At 73.1% G+C, this 12454-nt stretch carries 13 protein-coding genes; 10 read left to right on the top strand and 3 right to left on the bottom strand.

Translation table 11 applies throughout. The features are described 5' to 3' along the window. Positions 1–18 precede the first annotated feature (18 nt). Genes L7N97_RS15910 through rbsK form a run of 5 tightly spaced genes read left to right on the top strand, consistent with a single transcriptional unit; the run spans position 19 to position 5605 of the window. Entirely contained in the window at positions 19–1518 is a 1500-nt protein-coding gene (locus tag L7N97_RS15910) for a sugar ABC transporter ATP-binding protein (protein WP_237479292.1), read from the top strand. A gap of 6 nt (positions 1519–1524) precedes the next feature. Next, positions 1525–2502: an ABC transporter permease gene (locus tag L7N97_RS15905; RefSeq protein WP_237479291.1), complete on the top strand. Its 978-nt coding sequence runs from the start codon at positions 1525–1527 to the stop codon at positions 2500–2502. A 4-nt stretch (positions 2503–2506) separates the two neighbouring features. Beyond that, complete coding sequence (locus tag L7N97_RS15900; RefSeq protein ID WP_237479290.1) at positions 2507–3535, top strand: ABC transporter permease; 1029 nt, start codon at positions 2507–2509, stop codon at positions 3533–3535. Beyond that, positions 3532–4647 carry a DUF4432 family protein gene (locus L7N97_RS15895; protein WP_237479289.1) on the top strand — a complete coding sequence of 372 codons (1116 nt, stop codon included), beginning with the start codon at positions 3532–3534 and terminating at the stop codon, positions 4645–4647. The genes L7N97_RS15900 and L7N97_RS15895 overlap by 4 nt, the downstream gene beginning before the upstream one ends. 28 nt (positions 4648–4675) lie before the next feature. After that, the gene (rbsK, locus tag L7N97_RS15890) at positions 4676–5605 is read left to right on the top strand and encodes a ribokinase (RefSeq protein ID WP_237479288.1); all 930 of its coding nucleotides are present in this window, start codon (positions 4676–4678) and stop codon (positions 5603–5605) included. Between the two features lie 75 nt (positions 5606–5680). Here the strand turns inward: rbsK and L7N97_RS15885 are convergent, their stop codons facing one another. Together L7N97_RS15885 and L7N97_RS15880 are read right to left on the bottom strand one after the other, a co-directional pair. Continuing rightward, positions 5681–6802 carry a nickel/cobalt transporter gene (locus L7N97_RS15885; RefSeq protein ID WP_237479287.1) on the bottom strand — a complete coding sequence of 374 codons (1122 nt, stop codon included), beginning with the start codon at positions 6800–6802 and terminating at the stop codon, positions 5681–5683. Further along, positions 6799–7473 carry a DUF1007 family protein gene (locus L7N97_RS15880; RefSeq protein ID WP_237479286.1) on the bottom strand — a complete coding sequence of 225 codons (675 nt, stop codon included), beginning with the start codon at positions 7471–7473 and terminating at the stop codon, positions 6799–6801. Before L7N97_RS15880 ends, L7N97_RS15885 begins: the two co-directional genes overlap by 4 nt. A 299-nt stretch (positions 7474–7772) precedes the next feature. Between L7N97_RS15880 and L7N97_RS15875 the strand changes: the two genes are divergently transcribed. The 3 genes from L7N97_RS15875 to L7N97_RS15865 are packed head-to-tail and all read left to right on the top strand — an operon-like array spanning position 7773 to position 9252. After that, positions 7773–8357, top strand: a complete 585-nt coding sequence (locus L7N97_RS15875; RefSeq protein ID WP_237479285.1) for an RNA polymerase sigma factor — start codon at positions 7773–7775, stop codon at positions 8355–8357. A gap of 5 nt (positions 8358–8362) precedes the next feature. Next, entirely contained in the window at positions 8363–9028 is a 666-nt protein-coding gene (locus L7N97_RS15870; RefSeq protein ID WP_237479284.1) for an NrsF family protein, read from the top strand. 32 nt (positions 9029–9060) lie between these two features. Beyond that, positions 9061–9252, top strand: a complete 192-nt coding sequence (locus tag L7N97_RS15865; RefSeq protein ID WP_237479283.1) for an alpha/beta fold hydrolase — start codon at positions 9061–9063, stop codon at positions 9250–9252. 241 nt (positions 9253–9493) lie between these two features. On the opposite strand, the gene L7N97_RS15860 is transcribed toward L7N97_RS15865, so the two are convergent. Beyond that, positions 9494–10687, bottom strand: coding sequence for a pyridoxal phosphate-dependent aminotransferase (locus L7N97_RS15860; RefSeq protein WP_237479282.1), 1194 nt, complete (start codon positions 10685–10687; stop codon positions 9494–9496). Between the two features lie 139 nt (positions 10688–10826). Between L7N97_RS15860 and L7N97_RS15855 the strand changes: the two genes are divergently transcribed. Both L7N97_RS15855 and L7N97_RS15850 read left to right on the top strand, forming a co-directional pair. Further along, a complete protein-coding gene (locus tag L7N97_RS15855; RefSeq protein ID WP_237479281.1) occupies positions 10827–11270 on the top strand; it encodes a DMT family transporter in 444 nt (147 codons plus the stop codon). Between the two features lie 115 nt (positions 11271–11385). Continuing rightward, a complete protein-coding gene (locus L7N97_RS15850) occupies positions 11386–12420 on the top strand; it encodes an NADP-dependent oxidoreductase (RefSeq protein ID WP_237479280.1) in 1035 nt (344 codons plus the stop codon). The last annotated feature ends 34 nt before the right edge of the window (positions 12421–12454 follow it).

Below are 12454 nucleotides of genomic sequence, written 5' to 3'. Positions count from 1 at the left end.
GAACCGGGACCGCCCGGCATGGCGACGAGCCTGATCGAACTCCGCCACGTCGGGAAGCGCTTCGCCGGCATCAAGGCGCTCGACGACGTGTCGCTGTCGGTGCGCCGCGGCGAGATCCACTGCCTCGCGGGCGAGAACGGCTCCGGCAAGTCGACGATCATCAAGGTCATGTCGGGCGTCTACCAGCCCGACGAGGGCGAGGTGCTGATCGACGGCGAGCCCGTGCGGCGCCTCACGCCCGCCGGGTCCGTGGCCCGCGGCATCCAGGTGATCTACCAGGACCTGTCGTTGTTCCCGAACCTCAGCGTCGCCGAGAACTTGGCGATGAACGGCCTCCTCAAGGAGCGGCGGCGGACGCTGCGCTGGGGCGAGGTCCGCTCCATCGCCCGCGCGGCCCTGGACCGGCTCGGCATCGATCTGCCCCTCGGCGCCGAGGTGGGCAGCCTGCCGACGGCGGCGAAGCAGATCGTCGCCATCGCCCGCGCCCTGCAGGCGGAGGCGCGCCTCATCGTCATGGACGAGCCCACCACCGCCCTCACCCGCAACGAGGTGGACCGGCTCCTCGACATCACCCGCACGATCCAGAAGGGCGGCGTCGCGGTGCTGTTCGTGTCCCACAAGATGCGCGAGATGCTGGAGATCAGCGAGCGCCTGACCGTGATGCGCAACGGCCGCGTCGTGGTGGAGGGGCCGATCGGCGGCTTCACCGAGGCCTCGATCACCCGCCACATGACGGGCCACGACCTCAGCCACGAGGTCTACGTCCGCCCGCCGGGGCACGCGGGCCTGCCGCCCCGCCTCGCGGTCGAGAACCTGACCGTGCCGGGGGCGGTCGAGGGCGTCGACCTCACGCTGCGCCCCGGCGACGTCGTCGGCCTGTCGGGGCTGATCGGGTCGGGGCGGACCGAGCTCGCCCTCGCGCTCTTCGGCCTGCGCCCCGACCACGGCGGCACGGTCCGCATCGACGGGCAGCCCGTGCGCCTCGGCGGCGTCGAGGACGCGATCCGGCACGGCATCGCCTACGTGCCGGAGGACCGGCTGAGCGAGGGGCTGTTCCTGACGCAGTCCGTCGCCCGCAACATGCTGGCGAGCTCGCTCGACCGGATGACGCGGGGGCTGACGGTCGACCGGGCGCGGGCGGCCCGCGCCAGCGACGACATGATCGCCGCCATGCAGATCGCGACGCGCAGCGGCGCGACCCCGGTGGGCTACCTGTCGGGCGGCAACCAGCAGCGCGTGGTGATCGCGCGCTGGCTGATGACGCGAGCCCGCATCCTCATCCTCAACGGCCCGACCGTCGGCGTCGACGTCGGCTCGAAGGCGGAGATCCACCGCATCATCCGCGACCTCGCCGTCCGCGACGGCCTCGCGGTGCTGATGATCTCGGACGACGTGCCCGAGCTGCTCCAGCACTGCAACAGCATCATCCTCATGCACCGCGGCCGCTTCGTCGACCGCTTCGAGGGCGGCACCGCGTCCGAGGACACGGTCGGCGCCGCGTTGAAGAACCTGAGGTAGCCCCCCTTGTCGCTCCTGCGCCGCCCCGAAGCCGTCGTGGCCCTGGTCCTCGCCGCCGCGATGGTCCTCATCGGCGCCGTCAACCCGGCGTTCTGGAGCCTCGACAACCTGTTCGGGCTCCTGAAGAGCAACGTCGTCACCGGCATCATGGCGCTCGGCGTGCTGCTCGTGATGATCTCGGGCGGCATCGACGTGTCGTTCCCGGCCTTCGCGGTCGCGGCCATGTACCTCGTCGTGCGCTGGATGGTCGACACCGGCTATCCCGGCGTGGTGCTGCCCTTCGTGGCCGCGACGGCGATCGGCCTCGCGCTCGGGGCCTTCAACGCCTTCTTCATCCGCACCTTCCGGATGATCCCGCTCATCGTCACACTCGGCACGGCCAGCGTCGTGCGCGGATTGCTGCTGGGGCTCGTCGGCACCAGCGTCGTCAACATCAACAAGTTCCCGCCGCAGCTCATCGCCTTCGGCAGCCAGGACGTCGTCGGCGTGGTCCACGCGGACGGCACGCGGTTCGGCCTGTCGGCCATGATCCTGGTCTACGGCGCCTTGGCCCTCCTGATCCACCTCGTGCTGCGCCACACCATGATGGGCCGGAGCCTCTACGCCTACGGCGGCGCGCCCGAGGCGGCGTCGCGGGTGGGCTTCGACACGCGGGCCACGCTGTTCTTCGCCTACTGCACCGCGGGCGCGCTCGCCGGCTTCGCCGGGCTGCTGCACTCCTCCATGATCTGGCTCGCCAACCCGCGCGACTTCGTCGGCTTCGAGCTCGACGTCATCGCCGCCGTGGTGCTCGGCGGCGCCAGCATCTTCGGCGGCCGCGGCAGCGTGGTCGGGACGCTGCTCGGCGTGTTCCTCCTGGTGATGATCAAGAACAGCCTCATCCTGATGCACGTCGCGACGACGTGGCAGCAGGTCGTGGTCGGCGTCATCATCGTGTCCTCGACCGCGCTGACGGCTTGGCGCGACCGCAAGCGACTGGCCTGACCGCATGACCGCGCAGATCCCGACGAACCGCGTGCCGACCACCAAGCCTCGCCACGACCTCCGCCGCCTCCTCGACCAGGACGACAACATCGTCCAGCTCGTGCTCATCACGGCGCTGGTGTTCGTCGTGATGTCGGCGCTGAGCCCGGAGAAGTTCCTCCGCTACTACAACTTCGAATCGATCTCCTTCACCCTGCCCGAGCTCGGCCTGCTGTCGGTCGCGATCATGGTTGCGATGCTGACCGGGGGCATCGACCTGTCGGTCGTGGGGATCGCGAACCTCGCCGCCGTGCTGGCCGGCACGCTGTTCCACTGGCTCGCGCCCGGCGCCTCCTCCTCGCTCGGCCTCGGCTCCGTCGCGCTCGGCATCCTGCTCGCGATCGCGGTCGGCCTCGCCGCGGGGGCGCTGAACGGCGCCCTCATCGCCAAGCTGCGCATCACCCCGATCCTGGCGACGCTGGGCACGAGCCAGGTCTTCACCGGGCTCGCCCTGGTGCTGACCGGCGGCCCCGCCATCGTGGGCTTCCCCGCCGCCTGGGACTTCATCGGCAACGGCAAGGTGCTGGGGGTCGCCTTCCCGTTCGTGCTCTTCGTCGTGCTGGCCTCGGCGGTCGGCTTCGTCCTGTCGCGCACCGCCTTCGGCACGCGCCTGCTGCTGATCGGCACCAACCCCAGGGCGGCCGTCTTCGCGGGCCTCGACACCGAGCGCATCGTGTTCCGCAGCTACGTGCTCACCGGCCTCCTCGCCAGCATCGCGGGGCTGATCCTGTCGGGGCGCACCAACGCGGCGAAGTCGGACTACGGCACCTCCTACCTGCTCGAGGCCGTGCTGGTGGCGGTGCTGGGCGGCACCAACCCGGCCGGCGGGCGCGGCAGCGTGCTCGGCGTGTCCATCGCGGTGCTGGCGCTGATGCTGCTGTCGTCCGGCTTCCAGATGCTCCGGTTCAGCAACTTCCTCATCGACTTCATCTGGGGGGCGTTCCTGCTCCTCGTCATCGCCATCAACGTGACGCGCAACCGGAGGCGCCTGTGAGCGAGGCATCGGACCCGTCCGTCACGGTCGCGCTCCGGCGCGAGGACTTCACGGCCGAGGAGCGCACGGTGCTGCGCGCCGGCGCCCTGTCGGCGAGCCTGTTCCGCTACCCGACCGGCGTCGAGGCGCTCCGCCTCGCCAACCCGCGCGGCTCCGTGACGGTGCTGCCGTATCTCGGGCAGATGGTGTGGCGGGCCGCCTTCGACGGCGTGGAGCTGGCCATGCGCGGCATGTTCGACGCGCCGCGGCCGGGCCCGACCATCCTCGACACTTACGGCCCCCTCGCCTACCACGCGGGGCTCCTGCGCAACGGCACGCCCGGCCCGGGAGACGACCACCCGCTCCACGGCGAGATGCCCTGCCTGCCGATGGACGCGGCGGGGCTGGAGGTGGGCGGGGACGAGGGCGGCCCCTGGCTCGCCGTCACGGGCGCGCGCGACTACGCGCGGGGCTTCGGCGCCCGCTACCGCGCGGCGCCGCGCGTCACGCTCCGCGCCGCCGCGACGGACTTCGCGATGGAGATCGAGGTCGAGAACCGGGCCTCGGCGCCGATGGACCTCATGTACATCTGCCACGCCAACTTCGGCCTTCCGGAAGGGGCGCGCATCGTGCAGCCCGTGCCCTTCGACCCCGAGCACGTCGTCACCCGCACGGCGGTGCCGGGCCACGTCGTGCCGAGCGAGCGCTACCGCGCCCTGCTGCGGAGCCTCGCCGCCGACCCCTCGGGCGCCGAGGTGCTGGACGACCCGTCCCGCTTCTCGCCCGAGCAGGTGTTCTACGTGAAGGGACTGACGCCCGGGGCGGACGGCCTCGCCCGCTTCATGCTGCGGCGGCGCGAGGGCGACGGCTTCACGGTGGCCTACGACCCGGTGGCGATGCCGCACACGGTGCGCTGGCTCCTGGCGGACGGCGACCACGGCGTCGCGGCCTTCGCCATGCCGGGCACCTGCGAGCCGGAAGGCTACACCGCCGAGCGGCGCAAAGGCCACGTGCGGAGCCTCGCCCCCGGCGCGCGGGCCCGTTTCATCACCCGCCTCGGCTACGCCGACCGGGCCGCCGCGGAGACGCTCGCCCGCGTCATCGCGGACCATGCCAGCGGTCGAATGGTTTGACCGCTGAGGTTGGAGGGAGACTGACACCATGGCAGGGCGCATCGCCGTCATCGGCAGCAACATGGTCGACCTCGTCACCTACGTGACGCGGATGCCGGACCAGGGCGAGACCGTCGAGGCGCCCTCCTTCGAGATGGGCCACGGCGGCAAGGGCGCCAACCAGGCGGTCGCGGCCGCGAAGCTCGGCGCCGACGTCCTGATGGTGACCAAGGTCGGCGACGACATGTTCGGGGACGGCACGGTCGCGAACCTCCGGCGCTTCGGCATCGACACGCGGCACGTCGGGGCGGTCGCGGGCCGGTCCAGCGGCGTCGCCCCCATCATGGTGGAGCCGTCGGGCGAGAACTCGATCCTCATCGTCAAGGGCGCCAACGCCGACCTTTCGCCCGACGACGTCGAGCGCGCCGGCGACGACCTCAGGGACTGCGACCTCATCCTGCTGCAGCTCGAGGTGCCGGTCGAGACCGTCTACGCCGCGCTCGACTTCGGGCGGCGCCACGGCATCGCGACGCTGCTGAACCCCGCGCCGGCGCTGGCCACGCTCGACGTCGCGCGGATCGCCTCCGCGACCTTCCTGGTGCCGAACGAGACCGAGCTGCGCATCCTGTCCGGCCTGCCGGTGGACAGCCTGGAGGAGGTCGAGGCGGCGGCGCGCAGCCTCATGGCGCGCGGGATCGGCACCGTGATCGTGACGCTCGGCGGCCGGGGCGCGCTGCTGGTCGAGGCCGGCGGCAGCACGCCCATCCCGCCCTACCCCGTCGTGCCGGTCGACACGACGGGGGCAGGCGACGCCTTCATCGGCAGCTTCGCGCGCTACTACGTGGCGGAGCGCGACGTGGTCGGCGCCCTGCGCCGGGCGGTGCGCTACGCCGCCGATTCCATCACGCGCCGCGGCACGCAGAAGGCCTACGCCACCGAGGAGGAGTTCAGCGCCCTCGAGGCCGCCGGCGGGCCGTGACGGGTCGGCGGCCCTCGCCGTCCGCGGCGATCCCGTCCGGGCCCGGCGCGCGGTGGGGCGGGCCGGGGAGAGCCGTCACGCCAGCCCCTGGAGCGGTCCCACCCCGAGCAGCAGCGACAGGCCCACGGCCAACACCAGCAGCGCCGCGGCGAACTCCAGGCTTCGCGCCACCAGCGCGCCGCGGCCCGCGCCGGAGCCGGCGAGGCGCAGCGCCACGCCCTTGGCCAGCACGGCCGTCGCGGCCAGGGCCGCCGTGGTGATGGCCGTGCCGAGCGCCATGACCAGCGTCGACACGATGCCGGCCGCGAACACGCCCTGCGCCAGGGCGAAGACGAGCACCAGGATGGCGCCCGAGCAGGGGCGCGCACCGGCGGCCACCACGGTCGAGACCGCGTCGCGCCAGGAGAAGCCGTCGCCGAGCGTCGCGGGGTCGGGCGCGTGGAAGTGGCCGCAGTTTGGCCCGTGCAGGTGCGGGGCGGCGCCGGCCTCGGCCGTGCAGGCGAAGGCGGAGCGGCCGGCCGGCGCCTCGTGGGCCGCGCAGGACGGGGCGCCGAGCCGGTAGGCGCGCGCCGCGGGCGGGCTTTCCGCCCCCGCGAAGGCCAGCGTGGGGGACGCGGGCGCGAAGAGGTCCGGCGCGGCGCGGGGGCGCTCGCGCCAGGCGAGGGCGAGGGCCGCGCCCTTGCGCCAGGTGAGCCACAGGCCGAGCCCCGCCACGCCGACGTAGCTCACGGTCTCGATCAGGGCGGCGCCGTCGCGCATGCCGGTCGCGGTGGCGTGGAACAGCAGCGACAGCACGCCCACCAGCGCCACCGCCACGGCGGCCTGGAGCAGCGCCGCCAGGAACGACAGGGCGATACCGCGGCGCAGCGCCCGGCGGTTCGCCACCATGTAGGAGGCCAGCACGGCCTTGCCGTGGCCCGGCCCGGCCGCGTGGAGCACGCCGTAGACGAAGCTGAGGCCCGCGAGCCAGGGCAGCGCGGAAGCGTCCGTCCGCGTGGCCCGCACGGCGGACGACAGCGCGCGTTCGAACCAGCCCTGCTGGGCTAGGATCCAGCCCATGGCGCCGGTGGCGGGGCCGCCGCCCTCCGAGATGCCGACGCTGAACGGGTTCCTGGCCTGGGCGAGGGCCGGCTCGGCGAGCATCATGGCCGCCGCGGCGGCGAGGACCGCGGGGACGGCGAGGCGGCGCAGCGTCACGGGCAGGCCACCATCACCTTGGAGGCGAGCTTGATGCCGAAGTCGGTGCCCGGCGACATGTTGGCGAAGAAGGCCTCGGTCAGCTTCTGGTTGTCGGAAGCGTCGAGCGGCCGGGGCTTGATCACGCTGAACGAGCAGCCGGCGGGCGCCGACACCAGCGCCACCGGGTCTCGCTCGGCCATCTTGAAGTCCACGAAGTAGGTCGGGTCGTAGACCTGCACGTTGACGGCCGGCACGGCGCTGACGGGCACCTTCAGGGGCAGGGTATAGTGCAGCGTCACCAGCTTGTCGGGGCTCTCGTCGATCCAGTAGTCGACCGGCTCGCCGAAGGCGAGGGTCTGGCTACCCAGCTTCACGCGGGTGAAGTAGCCCCATTCCGCGAGGTTCTCGACGTTGGTCTTGGCGAGGGGAGCCAGTTCCTCCCGGGTCAGGAGCTGGCCGGGCGTGCCGAGCCCCTGGGTGACGAAGGACGAATACATGTCGTCGAAGGTCCAGTCGGCGCGCACGCCCGTGACCTTGCCGTCGGGGCCGAACAGGACCTGCTCCTTGGCCGTGACGAAGACGTGGGGGTGGGCCGCGGCGCCCCCCGCGGCCAGCGTGCAGGCCAGGGCGGCGAGCAGCCCCACCGAAGCCGGGCGACGGCCCCGGCGCGAGGGCGACGGTCGGTGCATGCAGATCCTCGTCGCCGTCCCGGCGACGGCAGGCCGGTGAGTGAGGGGGGAGTTCGGCGGATTCAGGGCGCGGCCGGGCGGGGCGCAGGGCCGGCGCAAGGCCCGGCGAAGCCGCGCGGAGCCGGAATCCGCGTGCCGCGGGAACCGAAGGCCCCGATCGACGTAACGCGCGGGTCCGCGGGGGCGAAGGCCCGACGAGGACGGCGCGGGCTGCGCCGCGACGGGGACGGACGGCTTTGACGGCAGGGACCGCAGGACTATACAGGACAGGGGCCCTCGGCGCGCCCGTCCGGATCGCCATGGAACGCGTCACCCCCGCCCGCAGCACATCGGCCGACGCTGCCTGGTCCGCCCTGATGGCGGCGGCGCAGAACGGCGACAGGGCCGCCTACGAGCGCCTGCTCGGCGACTGCATCCCCCACGTCAAGCGCGTCGTGCGCCGCACCGGCGTGCGGCCCGAGAGCGTCGACGACGTGGTGCAGGACGTGCTCGTCACCGTGCACCGCGCGCGCGCCACCTACGACCCGACGCGCTCCTTCGCCAACTGGCTCAGCGCCATCGCGCAGCGGCGCGCCATCGACCACCTGCGCCACCGCGGCCGGCAGGACCGGCGGGAGGTCTTCGACGAGCTGTCCTACGAGAGCTACCCCGACGCGGGCGCGACGCCCGAGGCGGCGCTCGACGGCGAGGACCGCGGGCGCGACATCCGCCTGGCCGTGGCGGCGCTGTCGCCCGGCCAGCGCGAGGCCGTGGAGCTCCTGGCCATCCGGCAGCGCTCCCTCGGGGAAGCCGCGGCCGAGACCGGCAAGACCAAGGTCGCCCTCAAGGTCAACCTGCACCGCGCGCTGAAGACGCTGCGTGCGCGCTTCGAGGGGTCGGAGTGAAGCGGATGGCGAACGAAGGCACCCTCGACGCCATGGTGGCCCGCCTGTCGGCCGACCTCCGCCCCGTGCGGCGCCTGCCGTCCCCGCCGCTGCGCGCCGCCGCCTGGATCGGCGCAGCCCTCGCCATGGCGGTGGGCCTGTGCTTTTTCTGCGACCTGCCCGCCCTGCGGGAGCGTCTCGCCGCGGCGCCCGACATGTGGATCGCCGTGGCGGGCTCGACCGCGACCGCCGTGCTGGCGGCGCTGGCGGCCTTCGAGCTCAGCGTGCCGGGCCGCAGCGCGCGCTGGGCCCTGCTGCCGATGCCGACGCTGCTGATGTGGATCTCCGCCAGCGGCCTCGGTTGCCTGCGCACCTGGGGGATGCCGAGCCCGTCGCCCATGGGGCCCGTCGGCGAGGCCGGCCACTGCCTCACCCACATCGTGATGCTGTCGCTGCCCCTGATGGCGCTGATGATGGTGATGGTGCGGCGCGCCTGCCCGCTCCGCCCCAACCTCACCGCGCTCGTGTCGGGGCTCGCCATCGCGGCGGCCTCCGCGACGCTGTTGAACTTCGACCACCCCTTCGACGCCTCGGCGACGGACCTGCTGGCCCACCTCGTCGCCGTGCTGCTGGTGATCGGCGCCAACCAGGTCATCGCCCGCCGCGCCATCGCGGACCCGCTGCGCCGCTGAACGCGAGGGCGGCCGCCGCGGCCCGCACCGCGATGGCACGCAGCGTCGGCGGGCCGACGATACCGGTGCTGCTGGTGTGGGACGCCGAGGGCGCGCCGGTGCTGCCCGCGGTCGGGGAACTGCTGCCGGACGGGCGCTTGCACGCCCTCCCCGGCTACGGCCACCTGCCGGCCCTGGAGAAGCCAGCGGAATGCGCAGCGCCCTTCGCGCCGCCGCTCCGCTGAAAATGCAATGCAGGCATGACCCAGGAGGGAAGCCCGGATCGAGAAAGCGCTTGCGTCTTTGTGCAGCGCACAATAAACCAGTGATGCAGCGTTCGCGCTGCATGCCCTTCTTGGGCGTTTCCTCCCTAGACTTGGGCCGTCCTTCGGGGCGGCCTTTTTTTCTGAGCGACAGCCTAAACCATGGAACCCGCGCCCGCACAAGCGGCATGTGACGGGTTTTTGTCGGCAGACTGACGATTTATCAACCGTTCCGATCGCCGGGCGCCCGCCCTGAGAGGAAACGGCTCATGCGGGCCAGCGCCCGCTCGATGTTCTCGACCGAATTGGCGTAGCTCAGGCGGATGTAGCCCTCGCCGTGCACCCCGAAGTCCGGGCCGCCGATCGTCGCGACGCCGGCCTCCTCCAGCAGGGCCGAGGCGAGCGGCTTGGCGCGCCAGCCCGTGCCGGCGATGTTGGGGAAGGCGTAGAAGGCGCCCTTCGGCGTCGCGGCGCGCACGCCCGGCAGCGCGTTGAGCCCCTCGACCACGACGCGGCGGCGGCGGTCGAACTCGGCCACCATGGCGTGGACGGCGTCCTGCGGGCCCGTCAGCGCTTCGAGCCCCGCCCATTGCGCCGGGGCGTTGACGCAGGACCAGCAGTTGACGGCGAGCTTGCGGACCTTGTCGACCAGCGCGTCGGGCCACACGGCGTAGCCCATGCGCCAGCCCGTCATGGCGTAGGTCTTGGACCAGCCGTCGAGCATGATCAGCCGGTCGCGGATCGACGGGTAGGACAGCAGGCTCGTGTGGGCGAGCCCGTCGTAGGTCATCTGGCCGTAGATCTCGTCGGACAGCACGGCGACGTCGGGGAAGCGCTCCAGCCCCGCCACGAAGGCGTCGATCTCGCCTTTCGGCGTCACGCCGCCCGTGGGGTTGGCGGGCGAGTTGAGGATGACGAGGCGCGTGCGCGCGTTCAGCAGCGACAAGGCCTCCTCGGCCGAGAAGGCGAAGCCGTTCCCCTCGCGCACCGGCAGCGGCACCGGGCGCGCGCCGGTGAACTCGATCATCGAGCGGTAGATGGGGAAGCCGGGGTCCGGGTAGACGATCTCGGCGCCGGGCTCGCCGAACATCAGGATGGCGGCGAACATCGTCACCTTGCCGCCCGGCACCACAACGACGTTGCCCGGCGACACGTCCACGCCGAAGCGGCGGTGGAGGTCGGCCGCCACGCCCTCGCGCAGCGGCAGGATGCCGGTCGCGGGCGTGTAGCCGTGGTGGCCGTCGCGCAGCGCCTTCACGGCGGCCTCGACGACGTTCGCGGGCGTCGCGAAGTCGGGCTGGCCGATGCCGAGGTTGATGACGTCGCGCCCGGCCCGCGCGAGGTCGGTGGCGCGGGCCAGCACCGCGAAGGCGTTCTCCTCGCCGATGCGGTCGAAGGCCGCGATGGTGCTCAGCATGGCGATGTCCCGTGTGTCCGTGGCGGCGCAATCTGGCGGGCGCGGCGCGGCGGCGCAAGGCGGTGGGGCTTTGTGCCGGTCTCGCGCGTATGGGACCGTGTGACGGAAACGGCGTCACGCTCCGCCGCGGGACGTGCCGATGATCTTCCTCTACGCCTTCGCGCTCGTGGCGGGCGTCGCCAACGCTTTCCAGGCCGGCACCAACTCCACCCTGTCCAAGGCGCTGGGGCAGCCGTTCCTGGCGGCGCTGCTGGTCGTCGGCGTCAGCGCCCTCGCGCTCGCCGCGGCGGGCCTCGCGTCCGGCCGCCTCGCCTGGCCGGCCGCCGGGAGCTTCGCCGCGGTCCCGTGGTGGGGGTGGGTCGGCGGGCTCCTGTCGGCGCTGCTGCTGCTGAGCCAGCTCTTCGTCGCCGACAGCATCGGGGCCGGCCCCTTTCTCGGCATCATCGTCGTGGCCGGCACCGTCACGTCGTTGATCATCGACAACTACGGCCTCGTCGGCTTCAAGGTGCACGAGTTGAACGCTTGGCGCGTCGCCGGCGGCGCGCTGATGAGTCTCGGCGTGCTGCTGGTGGCGCTGTTCTGATGCGAAACCCGGCTGGAAGAGCAGGATCCCGCACCTGCAGCCCGGGCGGCGCCCGAACGAAACCCATATCCGCATCGCGCAGCGACCGGACGGATGTCACATGACGGAGACCCGCATGGCCCCGCTCCCCTCCACCGCCGTCCTGCTCCGCCGCCGCCCCGAGGGCGAGCCGCGCCCCGGCGACTTCGAGGTCGTCCGCCGCCCCTGCCCCGAGCCGGAGCAGGGCCAACTGCGCCTGGAGGTGCTGTGGCTTTCGCTCGATCCCTACATGCGCGGGCGGATGAGCGCCGCGCGCTCCTACGCGGCGCCGGTGGAGCTCGGCGGGGTGATGACCGGGCAGGCCGTGGCCCGCGTGGAATCCTCGCGCCACCCCGGCTTCGCGCCGGGCGACCTCGTGCTGGCCGACGCGGGCTGGTGCACGGCGGCGCTGTCGGACGGGGCGGGCCTCGTCCGGCTCGTCCCCGCGCCGAAGCCCGTCACGGCGGCGCTGGGCGTGCTCGGCATGCCGGGGCTGACCGCCTACGCGGGCCTCGCCGAGATCGGCCGGCCGAAGGCGGGCGAGACCGTCGCGGTGGCGGCCGCCACCGGGCCGGTCGGCTCCGCCGTGGGGCAGATCGCGAAGAAGCGCGGCTGCCGCGCCGTCGGCATCGCGGGCGGGGCGGAGAAGTGCCGGCTGCTCGTTGAGCATTTCGGCTTCGACGCCGCCGTCGACCACCGCGCGCCCGATTTCCCCGCGCGGCTCGCGGCGGCCTGCCCGGACGGCATCGACGTGTATTTCGAGAACGTCGGCGGCGCCGTGTGGGAGGCGGTGCTGCCGCTGCTCAACGGCTTCGCGCGCGTGCCGGTCTGCGGGCTGGTGTCCCACTACAACGCCACCGCCCTGCCCGAGGGGCCGAACCGGGTGCCGGAGGTGATGCGCGCCGTGCTGAGCCGCCGCATCGAGATCCGCGGCTTCATCGTGTGGGACTTCCCCCACCGCGCGCCGGAGTTCCGCCGCGAGGTGGGCGGCTGGCTCGCCGACGGGTCCATGCGGGCGCTGGAGCACCGGGTCGAGGGGCTCGAGAACGCGCCCGCGGCGCTGGTCGACATGCTGGCCGGCCGCAACACCGGCAAGGTGGTGGTGCGGGTGGCGCCGGACGCGCCCGATTGAGAAGGCCCGCGCGCAAGCGCTTCGCCGGGCGGCT

This window comes from Lichenibacterium dinghuense, from assembly GCF_021730615.1.
Classification (GTDB): domain Bacteria; phylum Pseudomonadota; class Alphaproteobacteria; order Rhizobiales; family Beijerinckiaceae; genus Lichenihabitans; species Lichenihabitans dinghuensis.
The sequence above is the reverse complement of the archived record's forward strand: the minus strand, read 5'-3'. Positions and strand labels throughout refer to the sequence as shown.

Bases quoted from the DNA above. Each gene is read 5' to 3' on its own strand.
- L7N97_RS15875 (WP_237479285.1), top strand. From the start codon at position 7,773: ATGGAACGCGTCACCCCCGCCCGCAGCACATCGGCCGACGCTGCCTGG.
- rbsK (WP_237479288.1), top strand. From the start codon at position 4,676: ATGGCAGGGCGCATCGCCGTCATCGGCAGCAACATGGTCGACCTCGTC.
- L7N97_RS15850 (WP_237479280.1), top strand. From the start codon at position 11,386: ATGGCCCCGCTCCCCTCCACCGCCGTCCTGCTCCGCCGCCGCCCCGAG.
- L7N97_RS15860 (WP_237479282.1), bottom strand. From the start codon at position 10,687: ATGCTGAGCACCATCGCGGCCTTCGACCGCATCGGCGAGGAGAACGCC.
- L7N97_RS15870 (WP_237479284.1), top strand. From the start codon at position 8,363: ATGGCGAACGAAGGCACCCTCGACGCCATGGTGGCCCGCCTGTCGGCC.
- L7N97_RS15880 (WP_237479286.1), bottom strand. From the start codon at position 7,473: ATGCACCGACCGTCGCCCTCGCGCCGGGGCCGTCGCCCGGCTTCGGTG.
- L7N97_RS15900 (WP_237479290.1), top strand. From the start codon at position 2,507: ATGACCGCGCAGATCCCGACGAACCGCGTGCCGACCACCAAGCCTCGC.
- L7N97_RS15855 (WP_237479281.1), top strand. From the start codon at position 10,827: ATGATCTTCCTCTACGCCTTCGCGCTCGTGGCGGGCGTCGCCAACGCT.
- L7N97_RS15865 (WP_237479283.1), top strand. From the start codon at position 9,061: ATGGCACGCAGCGTCGGCGGGCCGACGATACCGGTGCTGCTGGTGTGG.
- L7N97_RS15910 (WP_237479292.1), top strand. From the start codon at position 19: ATGGCGACGAGCCTGATCGAACTCCGCCACGTCGGGAAGCGCTTCGCC.